At 53.2% G+C, this 24,941-nt stretch carries 22 protein-coding genes, 1 pseudogene and 1 other annotated feature; of the genes and pseudogenes, 17 read left to right on the plus strand and 6 right to left on the minus strand.

Going from position 1 to position 24,941, the window contains the following annotated elements:
- Positions 1-3 precede the first annotated feature (3 nt).
- Together radA and nadR are read left to right on the plus strand one after the other, a co-directional pair.
- Positions 4-1,386 (plus strand): DNA repair protein RadA, encoded by a 1,383-nt coding sequence (gene radA, locus AC07NP_RS07090; protein ID WP_494659997.1) that lies wholly within the window; start codon positions 4-6, stop codon positions 1,384-1,386.
- Positions 1,387-1,509: 123 nt separating this feature from the next.
- Complete coding sequence (nadR, locus tag AC07NP_RS07095; RefSeq protein ID WP_494659998.1) at positions 1,510-2,742, plus strand: multifunctional transcriptional regulator/nicotinamide-nucleotide adenylyltransferase/ribosylnicotinamide kinase NadR; 1,233 nt, start codon at positions 1,510-1,512, stop codon at positions 2,740-2,742.
- A 31-nt stretch (positions 2,743-2,773) separates the two neighbouring features.
- Here the strand turns inward: nadR and ettA are convergent, their stop codons facing one another.
- Entirely contained in the window at positions 2,774-4,441 is a 1,668-nt protein-coding gene (gene ettA, locus AC07NP_RS07100) for an energy-dependent translational throttle protein EttA (RefSeq protein WP_203358996.1), read from the minus strand.
- Between the two features lie 212 nt (positions 4,442-4,653).
- Between ettA and sltY the strand changes: the two genes are divergently transcribed.
- Both sltY and trpR read left to right on the plus strand, forming a co-directional pair.
- The gene (sltY, locus tag AC07NP_RS07105) at positions 4,654-6,591 is read left to right on the plus strand and encodes a murein transglycosylase (RefSeq protein ID WP_494659999.1); all 1,938 of its coding nucleotides are present in this window, start codon (positions 4,654-4,656) and stop codon (positions 6,589-6,591) included.
- Positions 6,592-6,680: 89 nt separating this feature from the next.
- Complete coding sequence (trpR, locus tag AC07NP_RS07110; protein WP_192610991.1) at positions 6,681-7,007, plus strand: trp operon repressor; 327 nt, start codon at positions 6,681-6,683, stop codon at positions 7,005-7,007.
- A gap of 80 nt (positions 7,008-7,087) precedes the next feature.
- On the opposite strand, the gene yjjX is transcribed toward trpR, so the two are convergent.
- Complete coding sequence (gene yjjX / locus AC07NP_RS07115) at positions 7,088-7,603, minus strand: inosine/xanthosine triphosphatase (protein WP_494660000.1); 516 nt, start codon at positions 7,601-7,603, stop codon at positions 7,088-7,090.
- A gap of 51 nt (positions 7,604-7,654) precedes the next feature.
- Here yjjX and gpmB point away from each other — a divergent pair, with 51 nt between their 5' ends.
- Complete coding sequence (gene gpmB, locus AC07NP_RS07120) at positions 7,655-8,302, plus strand: 2,3-diphosphoglycerate-dependent phosphoglycerate mutase GpmB (RefSeq protein WP_203358994.1); 648 nt, start codon at positions 7,655-7,657, stop codon at positions 8,300-8,302.
- Here the strand turns inward: gpmB and robA are convergent.
- On the minus strand, positions 8,299-9,168 hold the full coding sequence (gene robA / locus AC07NP_RS07125) for an MDR efflux pump AcrAB transcriptional activator RobA (RefSeq protein WP_192610994.1): 870 nt from the start codon (positions 9,166-9,168) through the stop codon (positions 8,299-8,301). The two genes, gpmB and robA, sit on opposite strands and share 4 nt — an antisense overlap.
- Positions 9,169-9,379: 211 nt before the next feature.
- Here robA and creA point away from each other — a divergent pair, with 211 nt between their 5' ends.
- The 4 genes from creA to creD are packed head-to-tail and all read left to right on the plus strand — an operon-like array spanning position 9,380 to position 13,395.
- Positions 9,380-9,853 carry a protein CreA gene (gene creA, locus AC07NP_RS07130; RefSeq protein WP_203358993.1) on the plus strand — a complete coding sequence of 158 codons (474 nt, stop codon included), beginning with the start codon at positions 9,380-9,382 and terminating at the stop codon, positions 9,851-9,853.
- A gap of 11 nt (positions 9,854-9,864) precedes the next feature.
- Positions 9,865-10,554, plus strand: a complete 690-nt coding sequence (gene creB, locus AC07NP_RS07135) for a two-component system response regulator CreB (RefSeq protein ID WP_203358992.1) — start codon at positions 9,865-9,867, stop codon at positions 10,552-10,554.
- The gene (creC, locus tag AC07NP_RS07140; protein ID WP_494660001.1) at positions 10,554-11,978 is read left to right on the plus strand and encodes a two-component system sensor histidine kinase CreC; all 1,425 of its coding nucleotides are present in this window, start codon (positions 10,554-10,556) and stop codon (positions 11,976-11,978) included. Before creB ends, creC begins: the two co-directional genes overlap by 1 nt.
- Positions 11,979-12,036: 58 nt before the next feature.
- Positions 12,037-13,395, plus strand: a complete 1,359-nt coding sequence (gene creD, locus AC07NP_RS07145) for a cell envelope integrity protein CreD (protein ID WP_494660002.1) — start codon at positions 12,037-12,039, stop codon at positions 13,393-13,395.
- A gap of 61 nt (positions 13,396-13,456) precedes the next feature.
- Here creD and arcA read toward each other — a convergent pair whose 3' ends face one another.
- Positions 13,457-14,173, minus strand: coding sequence for a two-component system response regulator ArcA (arcA, locus tag AC07NP_RS07150; protein ID WP_001194359.1), 717 nt, complete (start codon positions 14,171-14,173; stop codon positions 13,457-13,459).
- Between the two features lie 95 nt (positions 14,174-14,268).
- On the opposite strand from arcA, the pseudogene yjjY reads away from it, so the two are divergent.
- The 6 genes and pseudogenes from yjjY (at position 14,269) to thrC (ending at position 20,538) form a co-directional block, all read left to right on the plus strand.
- A pseudogene (gene yjjY / locus AC07NP_RS07155) lies at positions 14,269-14,408 on the plus strand (YjjY family protein).
- Positions 14,409-14,808: 400 nt separating this feature from the next.
- Positions 14,809-15,495, plus strand: a complete 687-nt coding sequence (locus tag AC07NP_RS07160) for a tRNA/rRNA methyltransferase (protein WP_494660003.1) — start codon at positions 14,809-14,811, stop codon at positions 15,493-15,495.
- A 212-nt stretch (positions 15,496-15,707) separates the two neighbouring features.
- On the plus strand, positions 15,708-15,773 hold the full coding sequence (thrL, locus tag AC07NP_RS07165) for a thr operon leader peptide (protein ID WP_192614291.1): 66 nt from the start codon (positions 15,708-15,710) through the stop codon (positions 15,771-15,773).
- Positions 15,709-15,829 (plus strand) — a sequence feature (Thr leader region). (Overlaps the previous gene by 65 nt.)
- 25 nt (positions 15,830-15,854) lie before the next feature.
- Positions 15,855-18,317 (plus strand): bifunctional aspartate kinase/homoserine dehydrogenase I, encoded by a 2,463-nt coding sequence (gene thrA, locus AC07NP_RS07170; protein ID WP_494660004.1) that lies wholly within the window; start codon positions 15,855-15,857, stop codon positions 18,315-18,317.
- Between the two features lies 1 nt (position 18,318).
- On the plus strand, positions 18,319-19,248 hold the full coding sequence (gene thrB / locus AC07NP_RS07175) for a homoserine kinase (protein WP_494660005.1): 930 nt from the start codon (positions 18,319-18,321) through the stop codon (positions 19,246-19,248).
- A gap of 3 nt (positions 19,249-19,251) precedes the next feature.
- Positions 19,252-20,538 carry a threonine synthase gene (gene thrC, locus AC07NP_RS07180; RefSeq protein ID WP_192611002.1) on the plus strand — a complete coding sequence of 429 codons (1,287 nt, stop codon included), beginning with the start codon at positions 19,252-19,254 and terminating at the stop codon, positions 20,536-20,538.
- Positions 20,539-20,647: 109 nt separating this feature from the next.
- Here thrC and yaaA read toward each other — a convergent pair whose 3' ends face one another.
- Both yaaA and AC07NP_RS07190 read right to left on the minus strand, forming a co-directional pair.
- The gene (yaaA, locus tag AC07NP_RS07185) at positions 20,648-21,421 is read right to left on the minus strand and encodes a peroxide stress protein YaaA (RefSeq protein WP_494660006.1); all 774 of its coding nucleotides are present in this window, start codon (positions 21,419-21,421) and stop codon (positions 20,648-20,650) included.
- A gap of 69 nt (positions 21,422-21,490) precedes the next feature.
- Positions 21,491-22,936 carry an alanine/glycine:cation symporter family protein gene (locus AC07NP_RS07190; protein WP_494660007.1) on the minus strand — a complete coding sequence of 482 codons (1,446 nt, stop codon included), beginning with the start codon at positions 22,934-22,936 and terminating at the stop codon, positions 21,491-21,493.
- Between the two features lie 272 nt (positions 22,937-23,208).
- Here AC07NP_RS07190 and tal point away from each other — a divergent pair, with 272 nt between their 5' ends.
- Positions 23,209-24,162 carry a transaldolase gene (gene tal / locus AC07NP_RS07195; RefSeq protein ID WP_192611005.1) on the plus strand — a complete coding sequence of 318 codons (954 nt, stop codon included), beginning with the start codon at positions 23,209-23,211 and terminating at the stop codon, positions 24,160-24,162.
- Positions 24,163-24,273: 111 nt separating this feature from the next.
- Positions 24,274-24,861: a molybdopterin adenylyltransferase gene (gene mog / locus AC07NP_RS07200; protein WP_203358983.1), complete on the plus strand. Its 588-nt coding sequence runs from the start codon at positions 24,274-24,276 to the stop codon at positions 24,859-24,861.
- Positions 24,862-24,941: the final 80 nt, after the last annotated feature.

The raw sequence follows: 24,941 nt of genomic DNA on the forward strand, positions 1-24,941 counted from the left end.
ACCGTGGCAAAAGCTCCAAAACGCGCCTTTGTTTGTAATGAATGCGGGGCCGATTATCCGCGCTGGCAGGGGCAATGTAGCGCTTGCAACGCCTGGAACACCATCACTGAGGTACGCCTTGCGGCATCACCGACGGTGGCGCGTAACGAGCGGCTCAGCGGCTATGCCGGTAATGCTGGCGTGGCAAAAGTGCAGAAGCTGGCGGATATCAGTCTTGAAGAACTGCCACGTTTTTCGACTGGTTTTAAAGAGTTTGACCGTGTGCTGGGCGGTGGTGTCGTGCCCGGCAGCGCCATTCTGATTGGGGGGAACCCCGGCGCGGGGAAATCTACGCTGCTGCTGCAAACGCTGTGCAAGCTGGCGGAACAGATGAAAACCCTGTACGTCACCGGGGAAGAGTCTTTGCAGCAGGTGGCGATGCGTGCCCATCGGCTCGGCCTGCCGACAGCGAATCTGAATATGCTGTCGGAGACCAGTATTGAACAGATCTGCCTGATTGCCGAAGAAGAACAACCAAAACTGATGGTCATCGACTCCATTCAGGTGATGCACATGGCGGATATTCAGTCTTCGCCGGGCAGCGTTGCGCAGGTTCGTGAAACGGCGGCTTATCTGACACGGTTTGCCAAAACACGCGGTGTCGCTATCGTGATGGTCGGCCACGTGACGAAAGACGGTTCACTGGCAGGGCCAAAGGTACTGGAACACTGTATCGACTGTTCCGTGTTGCTCGATGGCGATGCCGACTCCCGTTTTCGGACGTTGCGCAGCCATAAGAACCGTTTTGGCGCCGTCAACGAACTGGGCGTTTTTGCGATGACCGAGCAGGGGCTGCGGGAAGTCAGTAACCCTTCCGCGATTTTCTTAAGCCGCGGTGATGAAGTGACCTCTGGCAGTTCGGTGATGGTGGTCTGGGAAGGCACGCGTCCTCTGCTGGTGGAGATTCAGGCGCTGGTCGATCACTCAATGATGGCAAACCCGCGTCGCGTAGCCGTTGGACTGGAACAGAATCGCCTGGCCATTTTGCTGGCGGTCCTGCATCGTCATGGCGGTCTGCAGATGGCCGACCAGGATGTATTCGTTAACGTGGTGGGCGGTGTCAAAGTGACGGAAACCAGCGCGGACCTGGCGTTGCTGCTGGCGATGGTGTCCAGCCTGCGCGACAGGCCATTGCCACAGGATCTGGTGGTGTTTGGCGAAGTCGGTCTGGCGGGGGAAATTCGCCCCGTGCCGAGCGGCCAGGAACGTATTTCCGAGGCGGCGAAACACGGTTTCCGCCGCGCCATCGTCCCGGCGGCCAATGTCCCGAAAAAAGTGCCGGAAGGGATGCAACTCTTCGGTGTCAAAAAACTCTCAGATGCGTTAAGCGTGTTTGACGACTTATAATTGCCTATATGTACTCACCTCCCGGGCCTGAAAAGCGTAGCGCCATCAGGGATGGGGTGGTGAAAGCGCCGGATGGCAGCGATGCCTTATCCGGCCTACGATTTTTTTCAGCAGGAGGCACCTTTGTCAGCATTCGACTACTTAAAAACCGCCATTAAGAAAAAAGGCTGCACATTGCAGCAGGTGGCCGATTCCAGCGGAATGACCAAGGGGTATTTAAGTCAGTTGCTGAATGCCAAGATTAAAAGTCCCAGCGCGCAAAAGCTGGAGGCATTGCATCGTTTTCTGGGGCTGGAATTCCCCCGTATGCAGAAAAATATCGGTGTGGTGTTTGGTAAATTTTACCCCTTGCACACCGGGCATATCTATTTGATTCAGCGCGCCTGTAGCCAGGTGGACGAACTTCATATCATCATGGGCTATGACGACGCGCGTGACCGCGCCTTGTTCGAAGATAGCGCGATGTCCCAGCAGCCGACGGTTTCCGATCGTCTGCGTTGGTTATTACAGACCTTTAAGTATCAAAAGAACATCCGTATCCATGCTTTTGATGAGGCGGGCATGGAACCGTATCCGCATGGCTGGGATGTCTGGAGCAACGGCATTAAGACGTTCATGGAAGAAAAAGGTATTCAGCCAAACTGGATATACACTTCCGAAGAGAACGACGCCCCGCGGTTTCTTGAGCATCTGGGTATTGAAACCGTACTGGTGGATCCGAAACGGACCTTTATGAGCATCAGCGGGGCGCAAATTCGTGAAAACCCGTTCCGCTACTGGGAATACATTCCCACCGAAGTGAAACCGTTTTTTGTGCGCACCGTGGCGGTACTGGGGGGAGAGTCGAGTGGTAAATCGACGCTGGTGAATAAACTTGCCAACATCTTCAATACCACCAGTGCATGGGAATATGGGCGTGATTACGTCTTTTCTCACCTCGGCGGCGATGAGATGGCATTGCAATATTCCGATTATGACAAAATTGCCCTTGGTCACGCGCAATACATTGATTTTGCTGTCAAATACGCTAATAAAGTGGCATTTGTCGATACGGACTTTGTCACGACCCAGGCGTTCTGCAAAAAGTATGAGGGACGCGAACATCCTTTCGTACAGGCATTGATTGATGAATACCGTTTCGATTTGGTGATCCTGCTGGAAAACAACACGCCGTGGGTGGCTGACGGTTTGCGTAGCCTGGGGAGTTCGGTCGATCGCAAAGAGTTTCAGACGCTACTGGTATCGATGCTTGAGAAGAACAATATTGAGTTTGTGCACGTCGAAGAAGCGGACTATGACTCGCGGTTCCTGCGTTGTGTGGAACTGGTCAAAGAGCTGATGGGCGAGCGGGGATAAAAAAATGGCCCTCCGAAGAGGGCCATTCAGATTACTTCGCGATACGCTTGTACTTGATACGCTTCGGCTCCAGCGCGTCTGCGCCCAGCGTGCGTTTCTTATACTCTTCGTATTCGGTGAAGTTACCTTCGAAGAATTCGATCTTACCTTCATCCTGATAATCCAGAATGTGGGTAGCGATACGGTCGAGGAACCAACGGTCGTGCGAGATAACCATGGCGCAACCCGGGAATTCCAGTAAGGCGTTTTCCAGTGCGCGCAGGGTTTCGATATCCAGGTCGTTGGTCGGTTCATCGAGCAGCAGCATGTTGCCGCCAACCTGCAGCAGCTTCGCCAGGTGCAGACGACCGCGCTCACCGCCGGAGAGTTCGCCGACGCGTTTGCCCTGATCAACACCTTTAAAGTTAAAGCGGCCAACGTAGGCGCGGCTTGGCATCTCGGTGTTGCCGATCTTCATGATATCCAGCCCGCCGGAAACTTCTTCCCATACGGTTTTGCTGTTATCCATCGCATCACGGAACTGGTCAACAGAGGCCAGCTTCACGGTTTCGCCCAGCGTGATAGTGCCGCTATCTGGCTGCTCCTGACCGGACATCATACGGAACAGCGTGGATTTACCCGCGCCGTTCGGACCGATGATGCCGACAATCGCCCCTTTCGGTACGGAGAAACTCAGATCGTCGATCAGTACGCGATCGCCGTAAGACTTACGCAGGTTACTGACTTCAACGACCTTATCGCCCAGACGCGGTCCAGGTGGAATAAACAGTTCGTTGGTTTCGTTACGTTTCTGGTATTCGGCGCTGTTCAGCTCTTCAAAGCGTGCCAGACGAGCTTTGCCTTTGGACTGGCGGCCTTTCGCGCCCTGACGCACCCACTCCAGCTCTTTCTCAATGGATTTACGGCGAGCCGCTTCCTGAGAGGCTTCCTGCGCCAGACGCTGGTCTTTCTGCTCCAGCCAGGAAGAGTAGTTGCCTTCCCACGGGATACCTTCGCCGCGGTCCAGTTCGAGGATCCAACCGGCAACGTTATCGAGGAAGTAACGGTCGTGGGTAATCGCCACGACAGTGCCTTCGAAGTCGTGCAGGAAGCGTTCCAGCCAGGCCACGGATTCGGCATCCAGGTGGTTGGTCGGTTCGTCGAGCAGCAGCATGTCTGGTTTTTCCAGCAGCAGACGGCAGAGCGCTACACGGCGACGTTCACCACCGGAAAGGGTAGCCACTTTCGCATCCCAGTCTGGCAGACGCAGTGCATCAGCAGCGCGTTCCAGCTGTACGTTCAGGTTGTGGCCATCATGCGCCTGGATAATTTCTTCAAATTTACCCTGTTGCGCAGCCAGCTTGTCAAAATCAGCGTCCGGTTCAGCGTACTTCGCGTACACCTCATCCAGACCTTTCAGTGCGTTAACCACTTCGGCAACCGCTTCTTCGATAGACTCGCGAACGGTGTGTTCCGGGTTCAGCTTCGGTTCCTGCGGCAGATAGCCAATTTTAGTGCCAGGCTGTGGGCGCGCTTCGCCTTCGATATCGGTATCGATGCCAGCCATAATGCGCAACAGGGTTGACTTACCGGCACCGTTCAGGCCCAGTACGCCGATCTTAGCGCCAGGGAAGAAGCTCAGAGAAATGTTTTTCAGAATGTGACGTTTCGGCGGAACCACTTTGCCGACACGATGCATGGTATAAACGAATTGAGCCACGTTGGACTTCGCCTCTATGTTTATCGTGATGAATAAGAGTTTTCAAAGGCGAAGTGTAGCTGTTTTCACTTTCCAATCCCAGCTAGCAGATCTCACTCGCAGTAAAAGTAAAAAAGTGTCCTCAACGTGGCGCAAATGCTAATGACTGGTTAGCATAAATTTATTACGTGGCATGAAGCCGCATTGACGCACATTGATTAGAGGAAGAGCTTGTGGACAAAGCCAAACAATTTACCTGGCGTCTTCTGGCGACCAGCGTATGCCTGCTGACGGTGAGTAGCGTGGCAAGGGCTGATTCACTGGACGAACAGCGTAACCGCTATGCGCAAATTAAACAGGCCTGGGATAACCGACAGATGGATGTCGTTGATCAGATGATACCAGGACTGAAGAATTACCCGCTGTACCCCTACCTTGAATACCGTCAGATCACTGACGACTTGATGAATCAACCCGCCGTGACGGTCACCAACTTTGTCCGCGCGAATCCGACGCTGCCTCCGGCCCGCACGTTGCAATCACGTTTTGTGAATGAGCTGGCGCGACGTGAAGACTGGCGAGGGCTTCTGGCATTCAGCCCGGAGAAACCCGGCACCACAGAAGCGCAATGCAATTATTACTACGCAAAATGGAATACCGGACAACCCGAAGAAGCATGGAGTGGAGCAAAAGAACTCTGGTTGACGGGGAAAAGCCAGCCGAATGCCTGTGACAAATTATTTAGCGTATGGCGGGCTTCCGGCACGCAGGATCCGTTGGCCTATTTAGAGCGTATCCGGCTGGCGATGAAGGCGGGCAACACGGGGCTGGTGACGGTGCTGGCCGGACAGATGCCCGCAGAATACCAGACGATTGCCTCTGCCATTATCTCTCTGGCGAATGATCCCAACAGCGTGATGACATTTGCACGCACCACCGATGCGACCGATTTTACCCGTCAAATGGCGGCGGTCGCCTTTGCCAGCGTGGCGCGTCAGGATGTTGAGAATGCCCGACTGATGATCCCTTCTCTGGTGCAGGCGCAACAGCTGAATGAGGATCAAACTCAGGAGTTGCGTGACATCGTCGCGTGGCGACTGATGGGCAATGATGTCACCGATGAACAGGCGAAATGGCGTGATGACGCCATTATGCGATCGCAGTCGACGACGTTAGTCGAGCGTCGTGTCCGTATGGCGTTAGGAAATGGCGATCGCCGGGGGCTGAACACCTGGCTGGCGCGTCTGCCCATGGAAGCCAAGGAAAAAGACGAGTGGCGTTACTGGCAGGCCGACCTGTTGCTGGAGCGGGGCCGCGATGCGGAGGCGAAAGAGATCCTGCATGCGCTGATGCAGCAACGTGGTTTCTACCCAATGGTGGCAGCACAGCGTTTAGATGAAGAGTACGTCCTGAAAATCGATAAAGCGCCTGATAATGTTGATTCGGCGCTGACGCAGGGGCCAGAAATGGCGCGGGTCAGGGAACTGATGTACTGGAATATGGACAACACCGCGCGTAGCGAATGGGCGAATCTGGTGAGCAGCAAAACCAAATCCGAACAGGCACAGCTGGCACGTTATGCATTCAACAACCACTGGTGGGATCTCAGCGTGCAGGCGACGATCGCCGGTAAGTTGTGGGATCATCTGGAAGAGCGTTTCCCGCTGGCCTATAAAGATCTCTTCACACGCTATACCAGCAGCAAAGATGTTCCGCAGAGCTACGCGATGGCCATTGCGCGTCAGGAAAGCGCGTGGAATCCGAAGGTGAAATCCCCGGTGGGGGCCAGCGGTTTGATGCAAATCATGCCGGGCACGGCAACGCATACGGTGAAAATGTTCTCCATTCCGGGGTACAGCAGTCCGAACCAACTGTTAGACCCGGAAACCAATATCAATATTGGCACCAGCTACTTACAGTATGTGTACCAGCAGTTTGGCAATAACCGCATCTTCTCCTCTGCGGCTTATAACGCCGGGCCGGGTCGCGTACGTACCTGGCTTGGTAATAGCGCCGGGCGCATTGATGCCGTTGCGTTTGTGGAAAGCATTCCCTTTTCTGAAACGCGTGGCTATGTGAAGAATGTCCTCGCTTATGATGCTTACTATCGCTACTTCATGGGCGGTAAGCCGACGTTGATGAGTGACACAGAATGGCAGCGCCGTTACTGATCGCTTCGGTTGTGTTATGCTATCGTACTCGTTAAAGAGTACAATCAGGGGAAGCGAGTTCGTTTCCCCCAGCAATATGGCGATATTTTATGACCCAGCAATCTCCCTATTCAGCTGCGATGGCAGAGCAACGTCACCAGGAATGGTTACGTTTTGTTGAGCTGTTAAAACGCGCCTATGAGCAAGATCTACATCTTCCACTACTGAGTTTGATGATGACGCCGGACGAGCGTGAAGCGCTGGGAACGCGCGTGCGTATCGTTGAAGAGCTGTTGCGCGGCGAGATGAGCCAGCGTGAGCTGAAAAACGAACTGGGGGCGGGGATCGCGACGATCACGCGCGGTTCGAACAGCCTTAAGTCTGCGCCGGTTGAACTGCGCCAGTGGCTGGAGCAGGTACTGCTGAAAAACGGCTGACGGTTGATTGCCGGATGGCGGCCTGTGGCGAATTATGGCCATTTTGTAGGCCTTAACGCTGTGCGCCACCAGGCAAAATGCTATTGATACACCGCATTATGGAACGGACTTAACGCCAGAATCACCGCCTGATGATAGACGCTGGCGCGCGTTAACGTCCCGGCGGTAAACACGCCAATCGCCCCCTCTTTACGCCCAATCTCATCAATGCCGGTATAGTGAGACATCACCGGACCGAGCGCGTCTCCTGCCTGAACTTTCTCCAGAATGACAGTAGGTAACGGCAGAGTGGCTGAGCGTGATTCCCCGCGCTGTTCTCGGTTTTCGATAACGACCCAACTGAATGTACTGCCCTCATCAATACCCGCTTCAATGGCGACCCAAAAGTCAGCTTGCGGGCGTAGGGCGCGCGCGTTTTCTACGCGATTTCGTGCGCCAGCACGCGTTTCCGGACTTCCAAAGGGCTGTTCTGGTACCCCGCTCTCGACGGAGACGGATTCAATATGGCAGGATCCTTCGCCGAAGATCTCGTTAAATGCCTGCAGAATTGCCTGAATTTTGGCGGGATTGGTGGTTGCTGAGACAACATGGTGCATAATCAGATTTACTCAGAAAAGAATGTCATCGCAGTATAACGGATAAAAAGCATGTTACAGGTATACCTTGTTCGCCACGGTGAGACGCAGTGGAACGCCGAGCGACGTATTCAAGGCCAGTCTGACAGCCCGCTGACCGCTAAAGGTGAGCAACAAGCCGTGCAGGTGGGCGTGCGCGCCAAAGAGCTTGGCATCACTCATATCGTGAGCAGTGATTTAGGTCGCACGCGTCGCACGGCAGAGATAATCGCCCAGGCGTGTGGTTGTGATATCACCTTCGATTCTCGTCTGCGTGAGCTGAATATGGGGGTGCTGGAAAAACGGCACATCGATTCACTCAATGAAGAAGAAGAGAACTGGCGCCGCCAGCTGGTTGATGGCACGGTCGATGGCCGTATTCCGGATGGCGAATCAATGCAGGAATTGAGTGAGCGCGTAAACGCGGCACTGATGTCTTGCCTGGAACTCCCGCAAGGCAGCCGACCTCTGCTGGTCAGTCACGGTATTGCGCTGGGCTGTCTGGTGAGTACGATTCTGGGGCTGCCAGCCTGGGCGGAACGTCGGTTACGTCTGCGTAACTGTTCTATTTCCCGCGTCGATTATCAGGAAAGTTTGTGGCTGGCGTCTGGCTGGGTTGTTGAAACCGCAGGGGACATCTCACATCTGGACGCCCCTGCGTTGGATGAGTTGCAGCGTTAACGACGAATCGGAATCAGGAATTCGCAGCGCAGGTTAATAGGGCGATCGCCGGCTTTGGCATCATCTGCCGGGAAGTATCGCTCTATATCCTGCCCTTTACGGCGGGTCAGATTCAGCGTTGGCATGCATGTACCGTAGACCGTCAGGATAAAGTCCTGAACGCCGGTGCCCAACCCTTCATAAGTGAACATCACGTATTCACCACCTTGCAGCAGGACAGGGTGTCCGGCCTGCACATAACCGTCGGCTTGCTCTCGCGGTAAGGCGGTGGTGTAAAACACTTCCTGCTCGTCATCTTTCTCAAGGCTTGGGCGCGACTCGTTAAGCCCGTACAGCACCGGAGGGATCGTCGGGGCATGGCTTAGGAAATCTCGCCAGAACTGAACGCGCATCTCGTGGCGGAAATCGGAAATTTGTTCCAGCGAACAGGAATAGCTCTGTGTAATGCCGAGCAGACTGGTGTCTTCCAGCGTGACAAACTGATGTTCAGGCAGGGTAAATTCGCCCAAACGCAGAGGAGGGCGGATCCCGAAGGAACTCCACTCTGGAGAGCGGCGATATAACGCTGGCGTTTGGGAGAACTGCTTCTTAAAAGCGCGTGTAAAAGTTTGTTGAGAATCGAAGCGGTATTGCAGAGCAATGTCCAGAATAGGACGCGCCGTCAGGCGCAACGCCACAGCGGATTTCGATAATCGACGGGCGCGGATATAAGCGCCGATAGCATGGCCCGTCACGTCCTTGAACATTCTCTGCAGATGCCACTTGGAATAACCCGCTTTTGCCGCCACATTGTCAAGCGACAGGGGCTGATCCAGATGACCTTCCAGCCAGATTAATAGGTCGCGAATAATGCCAGCCTGATCCATAAAATATCCTCATCCTTTCAACAACGAGTACCTGACATCAGGTATTCGGATAATAGCATTTTTTGCTGTTTTAGCATTCAGTGTTTTTTTTGCGCATAAATGCTTTTTTTGGTCAGTCGAAAGCGTGATTATTGTAATCCTGTGATCTGTAAACATTTTATCTTAGAATGTTTAATAATTGCACAGCGAAACATTTAAAAATGGTAACAATATGAAATATAAGAGCTTAGTAATATCCTCAATTCTGCTCATGCTGACACATGTTGCCCATGCAGAGCAGATTGGTTCGGTCGATACCGTCTTCAAAGTACTGGGACCGGATCACAAAATTGTCGTGGAAGCGTTTGATGATCCCGATGTCAAAAACGTCACCTGCTACGTGAGCCGTGCAAAAACCGGGGGCATTAAAGGGGGACTGGGACTCGCTGAAGACACCTCTGATGCCGCGATTTCGTGTCAGCAGGTTGGACCGGTTGAACTGAGCGAAAGAATTAAGAACGGTAAGGCGGAAGGTGAAGTCGTCTTTAAGAAGCGGACTTCGCTGGTGTTTAAGTCATTACAGGTCGTCCGTTTCTATGATGCGAAACGCAACACGCTGGCCTATCTGGCATACTCTGACAAGGTTGTCGACGGGTCGCCTAAAAATGCCATTAGCGCGGTACCCATTATGCCGTGGCGGGAATAACAAGGAAGTCTATGCAACAGGAACGGGTATGGTTGGTTGAAGATGAGCAAGGTATTGCCGATACGCTTATCTACATGCTGCAACAGGAAGGATTTACCGTCGAGGCGTTTGAACGCGGGTTCCCCGTACTGGAACAAGCGCGCTCCAGACTGCCCGATGTCGTCATTCTGGATGTAGGGTTACCCGATATCAGTGGTTTTGAGTTGTGTAGAAAATTGCTGGAACGCCACCCGGCATTACCGATCCTCTTTTTGACCGCACGTAGCGACGAAGTGGATCGGCTTCTCGGGCTGGAGATTGGCGCGGATGACTATGTCGCGAAACCGTTTTCTCCACGGGAAGTGTGCGCCAGAGTGCGCACACTGCTCAGGCGCGTGAAGAAGTTTTCGACCCCTTCACCTGTTCTGCGTATTGGGCAATTTGAGCTGAATGAACCTGCGGCGCAAATTGCCTGGTACGGTATGCCGCTCAACCTTACACGCTATGAATTTCTGCTACTGAAAACGCTGCTGGTGTCGCCAGGGCGCGTTTACTCTCGTCAGCAACTGATGGATCTGGTCTGGGCCGATGCGCAGGATACCTTTGACAGGACAGTCGATACGCATATCAAAACGTTGCGGGCGAAGCTTAGGGCAATCAATCCGGAAGTCTCTCCCATTAACACTCATCGCGGTATGGGATACAGCCTGAGGAGCGCCTGATGCGCATTGGGATGCGATTGCTGCTCGGTTACTTTCTGATTGTGGCCGTCGCCGCCTGGTTTGTGCTGTCGATCTTTGTACAGGAGATAAAGCCCGGTGTGCGCAGGGCAACGGAAGGGACGCTGATCGATACGGCGACGCTGCTGGCGGCGCTGGCGCGGGATGATATGCTCTCTGGCGATCCTGCACATGGCCGACTGGCGCAGGCGTTTAACCATCTACAGAACCGTCCTTTTCGCGCCAATATCAGCGGTATTAACAAAGTGCGCAATGAATACCATGTCTACATGACTGATACCCAGGGCAAGGTACTGTTTGATTCCGCAAACAAAGCGGTGGGCGAAGACTACTCCCGCTGGAATGATGTGTGGCTCACGCTTCGCGGGCAGTATGGTGCGCGCAGCACGCTGCAAAATCCGGATGACCCGGAAAGCACCGTGATGTATGTCGCCGCGCCGATTACCGAAGGTAACACTATCATCGGCGTACTCAGCGTGGGTAAACCCAATGCGGCGATGGCTCCGGTCATTAAGCGTAGTGAGCGCCGAATATTGTGGGCGAGCGCCATATTGTTGGGCATCGCATTAGTGATTGGCGTTGGGATGGTCTGGTGGATCAACCGCTCCATAGCCAGACTGGCGCGCTATGCCGATTCGGTAACCGAGAATCAACCCGTCGCCTTACCTGAACTGGGCAGCAGCGAGCTGCGTAAACTGGCGCAGGCGCTGGAAAGTATGCGTCTGAAGCTGGAAGGTAAAAACTACATTGAGCAGTATGTGTATGCCTTAACCCATGAATTGAAAAGCCCGCTGGCGGCGATTCGCGGCGCAGCGGAGATCTTGCGCGAAGGGCCGCCTCCCGATGTGGTCGCGAGGTTTACCGGGAATATACTGACGCAAAACGCCCGCATGCAGGCGTTGGTCGAAACCCTGCTGCGGCAGGCGCGACTTGAAAATCGGCAGGATATTGCGTTGACGCCGGTGTCTGTCGACCCGCTATTGGCCCAGGTGGGCGAGGCCCGCAGCATCCAGCTGGCGGCGAAAAATATTTCGCTGCATATCAGCCCTTCGCCATTTGTGGTTTTAGCCGATCCGGCGCTGCTGGAGCAGGCGCTGGGGAATCTGCTTGATAACGCGATCGATTTTACCCCTTTGCAGGGGGAGATTTTCCTGAAAGCGGAAGCCGATGCGGAATATGTCACACTCCTGATTTGCGATACCGGCAGCGGAATTCCCGATTTTGCGCTGCCGCGTATTTTTGAACGTTTCTACTCGTTGCCGCGTGAGAATGGGCACAAGAGCAGCGGTCTGGGACTGGCGTTCGTGAGCGAAGTGGCCCGTTTGCTCAAAGGAGAGGTCGCATTGAAGAACCGCCCGGAAGGCGGCGTTCAGGCATCGCTGACACTTCACCGTCACTTCACATAACTTCAAATTCTCCCCACATAGCCTCTCTACTCTGCTGTCATTGCAAAGGAGAAAGGCTATGTTTAAATCCCCCCTGTTCTGGAAAATGGTCACGCTAAGTGGCGCGATATTACTGCTGTTGATTCCGTTGATGATGGTCAGACAGGTAATCGTGGAGCGAGCGGATTACCGCAGCACCGTCGAGGATGCTATCCGTCAAAGCACCAGTGGATCGCAAAAAATGGTTGGCCCGCTGATCGCCGTTCCCGTGACAGAGCTGTATACCGTTCTGGAAAATGAGAAAGAGGTTCAGCATAAGCGCAGCTACATTCATTTCTGGCTGCCAGAATCCCTGATGGTGGAGGGAAATCAGAACGTCGAGTCCCGCAACATCGGTATTTATGACGCTCAGGTCTGGCACAGCGATTTGTCAGTGAAGGCGGAGTTTGATGCCACTCGCCTGAGTGAATTAGAAAGACCGAATATCACCCTCGGGAAACCGTTTATCGTGGTGGGCGTAGGCGATGCCCGGGGGATAGGTGTGGTTAATGCGCCGCAGGTGAATGGGACCGCACTGACCGTTGAACCCGGCACCGGACTTGCCGGAGGGGTACAAGGTCTCCATATTCCACTGCCGGATGCGCAATGGGTAAAGACCAATCTGAGTCTGGCGTTTTCGCTGAATCTGAGTGGAACCGGGAGTTTCTCCGTGGTGCCGGTGGGGCGAAATAGCGAAATGACGCTGGTCAGCAACTGGCCCCATCCCAGATTCCTGGGCGATTTCTTACCGACCAGCCGTGAGCTGAGCGAGTCGGGTTTTCACGCAAAATGGCAGAGTAGCTGGTTTGCCAATAATCTTGGAGAGCAGTTTCCCGAGGCCGGAGAGACCGAAAAAATGGGCTGGTACAGCCTACCGTCGTTCAGAGTCGCCGTCACCACGCCCGCCGATCAGTATCAATTAACCGACAGGGCGACAAAGTATGCCATTTTGCTGATTGCGCTGACGTTCATGGCCTTTTTTGTCTTTGAGACCCTGACGGCGCAACGCCTTCATCCCATCCAATACCTGCTGGTTGGGATGTCACTGGTCATGTTTTACCTGTTATTACTGGCACTGTCTGAACACATTGGTTTTACGGCGGCATGGGGCGCTGCAAGTCTGGTGGGCGCATTGATGAACGGTGTTTATTTACAGGCGGTGCTAAAAGGGTGGCGTAACAGCGTGGTGTTTACCCTGGCGTTATTGGCGCTGGATGGGGTGATGTGGGTACTGTTGAACTCTGCTGACAGCGCGTTGTTGCTGGGAACCGGCGTACTCCTGTTGGCGTTGAGCGGGGTGATGTTCCTGACGCGTCATTTTGACTGGTATTCGCTTTCCCGCCCAAAGGCGAAAGAATTGAAACCCGCGAGCGATGATGAACTGCGTATCTGGAAGTAGCGAAGGTGAAAAATGGAAAACGGCGCCAGGAGCGCCGTTTTTAATACCGGAGGGGTCAGGATTAATCCTGCAGGTCGCCGCAGAAACGGTAGCCTTCGCCGTGGATGGTGGCGATAATTTCCGGCGTATCCGGCGTTGATTCGAAATGTTTACGAATACGACGAATGGTCACGTCAACAGTACGGTCATGCGGCTTCAGCTCGCGACCGGTCATTTTCTTCAGCAGTTCTGCGCGAGACTGGATCTTACCCGGGTTCTCACAGAAGTGAAGCATGGCACGGAATTCGCTGCGGGGCAGTTTATACTGCTCGCCATCTGGACCAATCAAAGAACGGCTGTTGATATCGAGTTCCCAACCATTGAACTTGTAGCTTTCAACGCTACGACGTTCTTCGCTGACAGTCCCCAGGTTCATGGTACGAGACAGCAGGTTGCGCGCACGGATAGTCAGTTCACGTGGGTTAAACGGTTTGGTGATGTAGTCATCCGCACCGATTTCGAGGCCGAGGATTTTATCGACTTCGTTATCGCGGCCCGTCAGGAACATCAACGCAACGTTAGCCTGTTCACGCAGTTCACGCGCTAACAGAAGACCGTTTTTCCCTGGCAAATTGATATCCATAATCACCAGGTTGATGTCATATTCAGAGAGGATCTGATGCATTTCCGCGCCATCTGTCGCTTCGAATACATCATAGCCTTCCGCTTCGAAAATACTTTTTAACGTGTTGCGTGTTACCAACTCGTCTTCAACGATAAGAATGTGCGGGGTCTGCATGTTTGCTACCTAAATTGCCAACTAAATCGAAACAGGAAGTACAAAAGTCCCTGACCTGCCTGAGGCATGTCGCAAATTAACATGATCGGCGTAACATGACTAAAGTACGTAATTGCGTTCTTGATGCACTTTCCATCAACGTCAACAACATCATTAGCTTGGTCTGGGTACTTTCCCTCTGGACCCGACAGTGTCAAAAACGGCTGTCATCCTAACCATTTTAACAGCAACATAACAGGCTAAGTGATACCGGACACCCAATAAAACTACGCTTCGTTGACATATATCAAGTTCAATTGTAGCACGTTAACAGTTTGATGAAATCATCGTATCTAAATGCTAGCTTTCATCACAAAATTGCAGCAATCCAACTAGTTGCGCGACCTAACTAATAAATGTAATGAATCCAATGGATGAGATTCAGTTTAAATTAAATTATCCTAAATAAACAGAAAGATATGCAACTTTTATTAACATAATAATCGTTTGTAAACACAGGAAACAGTTTAGCGTCTTTTACTGAATGTGAAATGCTGATTCAGTGATTTTCGTTAAAAATTTGTAAATTCGCGCCGCGTAATATGATGATATGCATCACATTATTCCCCGCGGGCCAGTCAAAAAGAGTCTCATAAATGCGTTTAACAATCATCCTGGTCGCCCCGGCCAGAGCGGAAAACATTGGCGCTGCGGCACGCGCTATGAAGACGATGGGTTTTACCGATTTGCGTATCGTCGACAGTCAGGCCCACCTTGAACCCGCCACGCGTTGGGTCGCGCATGGTTCAGGTGATATAATTGATAATATTAGTGTTTTCAATACTCTGGCGGAGGCTCTGCACGACGTTGAATTTACCGTCGCGACGACAGCCCGTAGCCGCGCGAAATTTCATTACTATGCAACGCCAGCAGAACTGTTGCCCTTGTTGCAGGAAAAGTCCGGCTGGATGCGTCACGCCGCATTGGTGTTTGGACGCGAAGATTCAGGGCTAACAAATGAAGAATTGGCGTTGGCGGATGTGCTGACGGGGGTTCCGATGGTCGCTGATTACCCTTCGCTCAATTTAGGCCAGGCGGTGATGGTCTACTGCTATCAATTAGCAGGTTTAATGCAACAATCCATAAAAGAGACTGAAACATCTGATGAGTTTCAGTTGCAGGCATTACGCGCACGGATTGTAAGGTTACTGGGTTCTCTGGATGTGGCTGACGACATCAAACTGGCAGATTGGTTACAGCAACGCATTGGCCTGTTAGGGCAGCGGGACACCGCAATGTTGCACCGTTTGCTGCATGATATTGAGAAAAATATAGAAAAATAAAATCTCAACTAAGTATGGTTGTGTGGTTTTTTGTTCTGGTTTCAAGTGGGGTTTTCACTCTGTATTGGTTGAAAGTAAAGACGCAAGCAGCAGCTCGTGAACAAGTTTCGGAGTGTGATCAAATTAAAAATTTATTGACTTAAGTCATCAGATACTTTAACCAATATAGGCAACAGCACAGACAGATAATAATTACAGAGAACACAACATCCATGAAACGCATCAGCACCACCATGATTACAACCATCACCATTACCACAGGTAACGGTGCGGGCTGACGCGTACAGGAAACACAGAAAAAAGCCCGCACCTAAACAGTGCGGGCTTTTTTTTCGACCAAAGGTAACGAGGTAACAACAATGCGAGTGTTGAAGTTCGGTGGTACATCAGTGGCAAATGCAGAACGCTTTCTGCGGGTTGCCGATATTCTGGAAAGCAATGCCAGGCAGGGGCAGGTCGCAACCGTGCTTTCTGCCCCTGCGAAAATTACTAACCATCTGGTGGCGATGATTGAAAAAACCATCGGTGGTCAGGATGCTTTACCCAATATCAGCGATGCCGAACGCATCTTTTCCGAACTTCTGACGGGACTCGCTGCCGCGCAGCCGGACTTTCCGTTGGCGCAATTAAAAGCCTTTGTCGAACAAGAATTTGCGCAGATCAAACATGTGCTGCACGGCATCAGCCTGCTGGGTCAGTGCCCGGACAGCATCAATGCCGCGCTTATCTGCCGTGGTGAAAAAATGTCGATCGCCATTATGGCGGGCTTGCTGGAAGCACGCGGCCACGGCGTAACGGTCATCGACCCGGTTGAGAAATTACTGGCGGTTGGGCATTACCTCGAGTCCACCGTCGATATCGCTGAATCCACGCGTCGTATTGCTGCCGGGCGTATCCCAGCAGACCATATGGTGCTGATGGCTGGTTTTACCGCCGGGAATGATAAAGGCGAACTGGTCGTGCTGGGGCGTAACGGCTCTGACTATTCGGCTGCTGTCCTGGCAGCTTGTTTACGCGCGGATTGTTGTGAGATCTGGACTGACGTTGATGGCGTGTACACCTGCGATCCTCGCCAGGTGCCGGATGCCAGATTACTGAAATCGATGTCTTATCAGGAAGCGATGGAGCTTTCCTACTTCGGCGCCAAAGTTCTCCATCCTCGCACGATTACCCCTATTGCTCAGTTCCAGATCCCATGCCTGATTAAAAATACCGGAAACCCGCAAGCGCCCGGTACCCTGATTGGCGCCAGTTGCGATGATGACAATCTGCCGGTGAAAGGGATCTCGAATCTTAACAACATGGCAATGTTCAGTGTTTCCGGTCCCGGTATGAAAGGGATGGTGGGAATGGCGGCGCGTGTGTTTGCCGCCATGTCACGCGCCGGTATTTCGGTGGTGCTGATCACGCAATCCTCTTCAGAGTACAGCATCAGTTTCTGTGTGCCGCAGGGCGACAGCGCACGTGCCCAGCGCGCGATGCAGGATGAGTTCTATCTGGAGCTGAAAGAAGGTTTGCTGGAGCCGCTGGCGGTGACTGACTACCTGGCCATCATCTCTGTGGTGGGCGATGGTATGCGAACGCTGCGTGGCATTTCAGCAAAATTCTTCGCGGCGCTGGCCCGCGCCAACATCAATATTGTTGCTATTGCGCAAGGCTCGTCCGAGCGTTCTATTTCTGTCGTGGTCAACAATGACGATGCAACAACCGGTGTCCGCGTCACACACCAGATGCTGTTCAATACCGATCAGGTCATTGAAGTGTTTGTCATCGGTGTGGGGGGCGTCGGTGGCGCATTGCTGGAGCAACTCAAGCGCCAGCAGACCTGGCTGAAGAATAAACATATCGATCTGCGCGTGTGCGGTGTGGCGAACTCAAAGGCGCTGCTGACCAATGTGCATGGCTTGAATCTGGAAAACTGGCAAGCGGAACTGGCGGAAGCGAAAGAGCCTTTCAACTTAGGCCGTTTAATTCGTCTGGTGAAGGAATATCACCTGCTTAACCCTGTCATTGTGGATTGCACCTCCAGCCAGGCCGTTGCGGATCAGTATGCGGACTTCCTGCGCGAAGGTTTCCATGTGGTGACGCCAAACAAGAAGGCGAACACCTCGTCGATGGATTACTACCATCAGCTGCGTTTTGCAGCGGAAAAATCGCGGCGCAAATTTTTATATGACACGAACGTTGGCGCGGGCCTGCCGGTGATTGAAAACCTGCAAAACCTGCTCAACGCGGGGGACGAGCTGCAACAATTCTCCGGTATTCTCTCCGGCTCGCTCTCTTTTATTTTCGGTAAACTGGATGAAGGGATGAGCCTCTCACAGGCCACCACGCTGGCCCGCGAGATGGGCTACACCGAACCTGATCCGCGAGACGATCTCTCCGGGATGGATGTTGCACGCAAACTGCTGATCCTCGCCCGTGAAACGGGTCGGGCACTGGAGCTTTCCGATATCGTGATCGAACCGGTGTTACCAGAAGGGTTTGATGATTCTGGCGATGTGGCAGCGTTTATGACGAATCTGCCGCAGCTTGATGACGCGTTTGCGGCACGCGTGGCGAAAGCCCGTGATGAGGGTAAAGTGTTGCGCTATGTGGGCAACATTGAAGAGGACGGCGTTTGCCGCGTGAAGATTGCCGAGGTCGATGGCAACGATCCGCTGTTCAAAGTGAAAAACGGCGAAAACGCGCTGGCGTTCTACAGCCACTATTATCAACCGTTGCCGCTGGTGTTGCGCGGTTATGGTGCAGGCAACGACGTGACGGCGGCGGGCGTCTTTGCCGATCTGCTGCGTACCCTCTCATGGAAGTTAGGAGTCTAAGATGGTGAAAGTTTATGCTCCGGCTTCCAGCGCCAATATGAGCGTCGGGTTTGATGTCCTGGGGGCGGCAGTGACGCCCATTGATGGTTCGCTGCTGGGTGATGTGGTCACCGTTGAGGCGTCGGACAGCTTTCGTCTAATTAATCGGGGGCATTTTGCTGACAAGCTGCCGCCAGAGCCGCGAGAAAATATTGTCTACCAGTGTTGGGAGCGTTTTTGCCAGGAGCTTGGCAAGCAAATCCCGGTGGCGATGACGCTGGAAAAGAACATGCCGATAGGTTCCGGGTTAGGTTCCAGCGCCTGTTCCGTTGTTGCTGCGCTGGTGGCGATGAACGAACACTGCGGTAAACCGCTGAACGATACGCGACTGCTGGCCATTATGGGGGAGCTGGAAGGACGTATCTCCGGCAGCATTCATTACGATAATGTCGCGCCGTGTTTTCTGGGCGGCATGCAGTTGATGATTGAAGAAAACGGCATCATCAGCCAACAGGTGCCAGGCTTTGATGAGTGGCTATGGGTACTTGCCTATCCGGGGATCAAAGTGTCCACGGCGGAAGCCCGCGCGATCTTACCCGCGCAGTACCGTCGTCAGGATTGCATTGCCCACGGGCGGCACTTGGCCGGATTTATTCATGCCTGCTATTCCCGTCAGCCGCAGCTTGCTGCAAAGCTGATGAAAGATGTGATTGCTGAGCCTTATCGCGCGCGTCTGCTGCCTGGTTTTAGCCAGGCGCGTCAGGCGGTGGCGGAGATAGGCGCGCTGACCAGCGGTATTTCCGGGTCCGGACCGACGCTGTTCGCGCTGTGCGATAAACCGGATACCGCTCAACGCGTAGCGGATTGGCTGACTAAACATTACCTGCAAAATCAGGAAGGCTTTGTTCATATTTGCCGTCTGGATACGGCGGGCGCACGAGTACTGGGATAATCAATGAAACTCTACAATTTAAAAGATCACAATGAGCAGGTCAGCTTTGCACAGGCCGTCACGCAGGGACTAGGCAAAAATCAGGGATTATTCTTTCCACACGAACTCCCGGAATTTAGCCTGACCGAGATCGATGAGATGCTGAACCAGGACTTCGTTGTCCGCAGCGCTAAGATCCTCTCTGCATTCATTGGGGATGAGATCCCGCAGGAGATCCTTGAAGAGCGTGTACGCTCCGCATTTGCGTTCCCGGCGCCGGTGGCGCAGGTAGAAAGCGATGTCGGCTGTCTGGAGTTGTTTCATGGACCCACGCTGGCATTTAAAGATTTCGGCGGGCGTTTTATGGCGCAGATGCTGACACATATCAGCGGCGATAAACCGGTCACCATCCTGACGGCGACCTCCGGCGATACCGGTGCAGCAGTGGCTCACGCTTTCTATGGCCTGAAAAATGTGCGTGTCGTTATCCTCTACCCGCGCGGTAAGATAAGTCCATTACAGGAAAAACTGTTTTGTACGCTTGGCGGCAATATTGAAACCGTGGCGATCGACGGTGATTTTGATGCCTGCCAGGCTCTGGTGAAGCAGGCGTTTGATGATGAAGCGCTGAAACAGGCACTGGGACTGAACTCGGCCAACTCTATTAACATTAGCCGTCTGTTAGCGCAGATTTGTTACTACTTCGAAGCGGTTGCGCAGTTGCCGCAAGAGGCACGTAATCAGCTGGTGGTTTCTGTTCCGAGCGGTAACTTCGGCGATCTGACCGCTGGCCTGCTGGCGAAATCGCTTGGTCTGCCGGTGAAGCGTTTTATCGCCGCGACCAACGTGAATGACACCGTACCGCGCTTCCTGCATGACGGGCAGTGGGCACCTAAGACAACGCAGGCGACCCTGTCGAATGCCATGGATGTCAGTCAGCCAAATAACTGGCCGCGTGTGGAGGAGTTGTTCCGCCGTAAGATCTGGCGTCTGAATGAACTGGGTTACGCGGCGGTGGACGACGCGACGACGCAAGAGACGATGCGTGAGTTAAAAGCGGTGGGTTACACCTCAGAACCGCATGCTGCAGTTGCCTACCGTGCGTTGCGCGATCAATTGCACCCTGGCGAGTATGGTCTGTTCCTGGGGACCGCGCACCCGGCAAAATTTAAAGAGAGCGTGGAAGCTATTCTCGGCGAAACGCTGGATCTGCCAAAAGAGTTGGCGGACCGCGCCGATCTGCCGCTGCTTTCTCATCATCTGCCGGCAGATTTCGCGGCGCTACGTCAGCTGATGATGACGCGCAGCTAGTTACTTTACTGTGCCGGATGGCGACGCGAAAGCGTCTTCTCCGGCCTGCGGAACAGTCGTTATGTTTTGTAGGCCGGATAAGGCATAGCCGCCATCCGGCACGCTTCAATTACTGCTCATGACGCTTAAACACCAGTTCACCCTTTCCTGATGCTTCTTCATCAAAGAAATAGCCTTCGCTGTTAAAGCCGGTGAGTTGCTCCGGCGTCGTCAGGCGATTTTCAATAATGTAGCGACTCATCAGACCGCGCGCTTTTTTGGCGTAGAAGCTGATGACCTTGAACTTGCCGTTTTTCTCATCAAGGAAAACCGGTTTGATAAGCTCGGCATTCAGTTTCTTCGGCTTCACGGATTTAAAGTATTCGTCTGACGCCAGGTTGATGACAACCTGATCTCCCTGTGCTTTCAGGGCTTCATTGAGCTTTTCAGTTATCGTATCGCCCCAGAATTGGTAGAGGTCTTTCCCTTTCGCGTTTTCAAGGCGAATCCCCATCTCCAGACGATAAGGTTGCATTAAATCCAGCGGGCGTAAGACGCCATACAAACCAGACAGCATGCGTAAATGTTGTTGGGCGAAGTCAAAATCCGCATCGCTGAAGGTTTCTGCGCGCAGTCCGGTGTAGACATCGCCCTTGAACGCAAGAATAGCCTGACGTGCATTCTCGGGGGAAAAGTTGGGTTGCCAGTCGTGAAAGCGGGTGGCATTGAGGTCGGCCAGCTTGTCGCTTACTCCCATCAGTTTACCAATCTGCGGTGCAGAGAGTTTACGCGCCTCGTGGATAAGCTGCTGGGAGTGATCCAGCAGCTCGGGCAGGGTATGACGCGTAGTCGCCAGCGGGCTCTGATAATCGAGCGTTTTTGCAGGTGAAATGAGAATCAGCATATCCAGTCCTTGCGGGAAATTTACTGCGACTTTAGCAAAAAAAACGACAGAATTGATCGATGGCTGCGATTACCTTGTGTCATCCCGCTCGCCCGGCGCGTCCTCCCAGGTTCCTGGCGCCAGCTGTTGGCCGATATCAGGATAACGAAGCGGATCAAAGACGGGCCGTACGCCGAGTTTACGCTGGCGCAGGTAATCTCCCGCCAGGGTATACACCACCGGAGAAAGTAACAGTATTGCCGTCAGGTTGGTGATCGCCATGCAGGCCATAATAATGTCTGCCAGTTGCCAGACAACCGGCAGACTCAGTAGCGTTCCCAGGACAACCATACAGACGGTGGTTATACGCAATATCCAGACATTTCGGCCGTTGTCCAACTGAAGAAAAATCAGGTTGTTTTCGGCGTAAATATAGTTGGCGACGATCGAGCTGAAGGCAAACAGCACCACAATCAACGCGACGAATCCTGCTCCCCATTCTCCGGTCAATGAGGTCATCGCCCGCTGAACAAGCTGAATACCTTCGGTCGGCATATAGGCGGTGCCGTGGTCGGCCAGTAAAATGATCATGGCGCTGGCCGTACAAATAATCACCGTGTCGGTAAACACACCGATCATTTGCACAATGCCCTGCGCGGCAGGATGGGGAGGCCATGATGCTGCCGCCGCTGCGGCGTTAGGCGTGGACCCCATACCGGCTTCATTCGAGAACATGCCCCGTTGAAATCCACTGGTGATGGCCTGACTGAGCGTATAGCCAGCGACGCCTGCCGTCGCTTCCTGCCAGCCGAAGGCACTTTTCACGATGGCGATAATGATGCCGGGGAGTTGGTCGATATGCCAGACACAGATCGCCACACTGGCGGTCAGCCACAGCAAGGCCATCACGGGGACAAACCACTGCATGATCCGTGCGACACCTTTGATCCCGCGAACGATCACCAGCAATGCCAGAGACGCCAGCGCCAGACCGGAATAGAGGGGAGGTATATCAAAGGCAAAATTCAGTGCCCGCGCGACAGAGTTCGCCTGGACGCTGTTAAAAATAATACCGTAAGCAATGAGTAAGAAGACGGCAAAGATAACGCCCATCCAACGCATGCCGAGCCCTCGCGCCATATACCAGGCCGGACCGCCGCGAAACTGGCCTTTGCTGTCGCGTTCTTTATAGAGTTGGGCGAGCGAGCACTCAGCAAAGGATGTTGCCATACCTATCAGCGCTGACATCCACATCCAGAATACCGCACCGGGGCCGCCTGCGGTGATCGCGACGGCGACGCCCGCTAAATTGCCGCTGCCAACACGGGCGGCAAGGCTGGTGCAGAGTGCCTGAAATGACGTTAAGCCGCCGGGTTGTGGGGTAAGGCTATTTTTCAGACTTTTGCCAAACTGGCGAATATAGCGAAATTGAACGAATCCGGTACGGTAAGTGAACCAACACCCTGCGCCAAAGAGCAGGTAGATCATTACCGATCCCCAAAGTACGTCATTAATAAATGATAAAAAATCAGGCATTAACATCCCTCTTGTTGATGCCGGTACGCTTCTGTTTTCCTGTGTAAGCGTTACCAATTCATATGCAGTATATACCCTGCAAGATGATTCATAACAGAATCGTATAATACACAAGAGCGTGGTCAGTAATGCCGTGCAGGGTCAATGTCGCGTTAAAAACCGCATCGGGCGGATAACCGCATTGTCTTCGGTTGCGATGTCAGTACGTCGTGTTATCATCAGGGCAGACCGGTTACATCCCCCTAACAAGCTGTTTAAAGAGAAACACTATCATGACGGACAAATTGACCTCCCTTCGTCAGTTCACTACCGTGGTGGCTGACACCGGAGACATCGCGGCAATGAAGCTGTACCAGCCGCAGGATGCCACAACTAACCCTTCTCTCATTCTGAATGCAGCGCAGATCCCGGAATACCGTAAACTGATTGACGACGCTGTTGCCTGGGCTAAACAGCAGAGTAACGATCGCGCACAGCAAGTGGTTGATGCAACTGACAAGCTGGCGGTGAACATTGGTCTGGAGATCCTGAAACTGGTCCCTGGCCGTATCTCTACCGAAGTTGACGCGCGTCTGTCTTACGACACCGAAGCGTCTATCGCGAAAGCGAAACGTCTGATCAAACTCTACAACGATGCGGGTATCAGCAACGATCGTATTCTGATCAAACTGGCTTCCACCTGGCAGGGCATTCGTGCTGCTGAGCAGCTGGAAAAAGAAGGCATCAACTGTAACCTGACGCTGCTGTTCTCCTTCGCGCAGGCGCGTGCATGTGCAGAAGCAGGCGTGTACCTGATTTCTCCGTTCGTAGGTCGTATTCTTGACTGGTATAAAACCAATACCGACAAGAAAGAGTATGCGCCGGCTGAAGATCCGGGCGTGGTTTCCGTGACGGAAATCTACGAGTACTACAAACAGCACGGCTACGAAACAGTGGTGATGGGCGCAAGCTTCCGCAACATGGGTGAGATTCTGGAGCTGGCGGGTTGCGATCGTCTGACTATCGCGCCTGCATTGCTGAAAGAGCTGGCTGAAAGCGAAGGCGCTGTTGAGCGTAAACTGTCCTTCTCTGGCGAAGTGAAAGCACGTCCGGAACGCATCACTGAGTCTGAGTTCCTGTGGCAGCACAACCAGGATCCGATGGCTGTAGACAAACTGGCGGACGGTATCCGTAAGTTTGCTGTAGACCAGGGTAAACTGGAAAAAATGATCGGCGATCTGCTGTAATCATTTTTAGCGTGGCCCTGATACGGGTCACGCTAACCCCTCTGAAACCTGTCTGTCTGTCCCTTCGCAGTGTATCATTCTGTTTAACGAGACTGTTTAAACGGAATAATCATGAACACCTTACGTATTGGCTTAGTTTCCATCTCAGACCGCGCCTCCAGCGGTGTTTATCAGGACAAAGGTATCCCGGCTCTGGAAGAGTGGCTGGCTGCCGCCCTGACGACCCCTTTTGAAGTAGAAACCCGACTGATACCGGATGAACAGGCGATTATTGAACAAACGCTGTGTGAACTGGTCGATGAGATGAGTTGTCACCTGGTACTGACGACCGGCGGAACCGGGCCTGCGCGCCGCGACGTTACGCCGGATGCGACGCTGGCCGTCGCTGACCGGGAAATGCCCGGCTTTGGCGAACAGATGCGCCAGATCAGCCTGCACTTTGTGCCAACAGCAATTCTCTCTCGCCAGGTGGGCGTCATTCGCAAACAGGCGCTGATCCTCAATTTGCCGGGACAACCTAAATCCATCAAAGAAACGTTGGAAGGGGTGAAAGATGCGGACGGCAAAGCGCTGGTGGCGGGGATTTTTGCCAGTGTACCGTATTGTATACAGCTGCTGGATGGCCCGTATGTGGAAACCGCACCCGACGTGGTAGCATCATTTCGCCCGAAAAGCGCCATCCGCGATACAAACGCCTGAAGTTAACCGTTTCGTGACATAAGCGGTGAAGTGAGTGGAGTATTGAATTGTTTACGATATAGTAATTTTTAATTTACATA

It is taken from the genome of Citrobacter sp. GW821-FHT07H02 (genome assembly GCF_059418505.1).

What these genes read in the sequence shown, in the direction of transcription:
- trpR (WP_192610991.1), top strand. Translation starts at nt 6,681, where the DNA reads ATGACCCAGCAATCTCCCTATTCAGCTGCGATGGCAGAGCAACGTCAC.
- yjjX (WP_494660000.1), bottom strand. Translation starts at nt 7,603, where the DNA reads ATGCACCATGTTGTCTCAGCAACCACCAATCCCGCCAAAATTCAGGCA.
- gpmB (WP_203358994.1), top strand. Translation starts at nt 7,655, where the DNA reads ATGTTACAGGTATACCTTGTTCGCCACGGTGAGACGCAGTGGAACGCC.
- robA (WP_192610994.1), bottom strand. Translation starts at nt 9,168, where the DNA reads ATGGATCAGGCTGGCATTATTCGCGACCTATTAATCTGGCTGGAAGGT.
- creA (WP_203358993.1), top strand. Translation starts at nt 9,380, where the DNA reads ATGAAATATAAGAGCTTAGTAATATCCTCAATTCTGCTCATGCTGACA.
- creB (WP_203358992.1), top strand. Translation starts at nt 9,865, where the DNA reads ATGCAACAGGAACGGGTATGGTTGGTTGAAGATGAGCAAGGTATTGCC.
- creC (WP_494660001.1), top strand. Translation starts at nt 10,554, where the DNA reads ATGCGCATTGGGATGCGATTGCTGCTCGGTTACTTTCTGATTGTGGCC.
- creD (WP_494660002.1), top strand. Translation starts at nt 12,037, where the DNA reads ATGTTTAAATCCCCCCTGTTCTGGAAAATGGTCACGCTAAGTGGCGCG.
- arcA (WP_001194359.1), bottom strand. Translation starts at nt 14,173, where the DNA reads ATGCAGACCCCGCACATTCTTATCGTTGAAGACGAGTTGGTAACACGC.
- AC07NP_RS07160 (WP_494660003.1), top strand. Translation starts at nt 14,809, where the DNA reads ATGCGTTTAACAATCATCCTGGTCGCCCCGGCCAGAGCGGAAAACATT.
- thrA (WP_494660004.1), top strand. Translation starts at nt 15,855, where the DNA reads ATGCGAGTGTTGAAGTTCGGTGGTACATCAGTGGCAAATGCAGAACGC.
- thrB (WP_494660005.1), top strand. Translation starts at nt 18,319, where the DNA reads ATGGTGAAAGTTTATGCTCCGGCTTCCAGCGCCAATATGAGCGTCGGG.
- thrC (WP_192611002.1), top strand. Translation starts at nt 19,252, where the DNA reads ATGAAACTCTACAATTTAAAAGATCACAATGAGCAGGTCAGCTTTGCA.
- yaaA (WP_494660006.1), bottom strand. Translation starts at nt 21,421, where the DNA reads ATGCTGATTCTCATTTCACCTGCAAAAACGCTCGATTATCAGAGCCCG.
- AC07NP_RS07190 (WP_494660007.1), bottom strand. Translation starts at nt 22,936, where the DNA reads ATGCCTGATTTTTTATCATTTATTAATGACGTACTTTGGGGATCGGTA.
- tal (WP_192611005.1), top strand. Translation starts at nt 23,209, where the DNA reads ATGACGGACAAATTGACCTCCCTTCGTCAGTTCACTACCGTGGTGGCT.
- mog (WP_203358983.1), top strand. Translation starts at nt 24,274, where the DNA reads ATGAACACCTTACGTATTGGCTTAGTTTCCATCTCAGACCGCGCCTCC.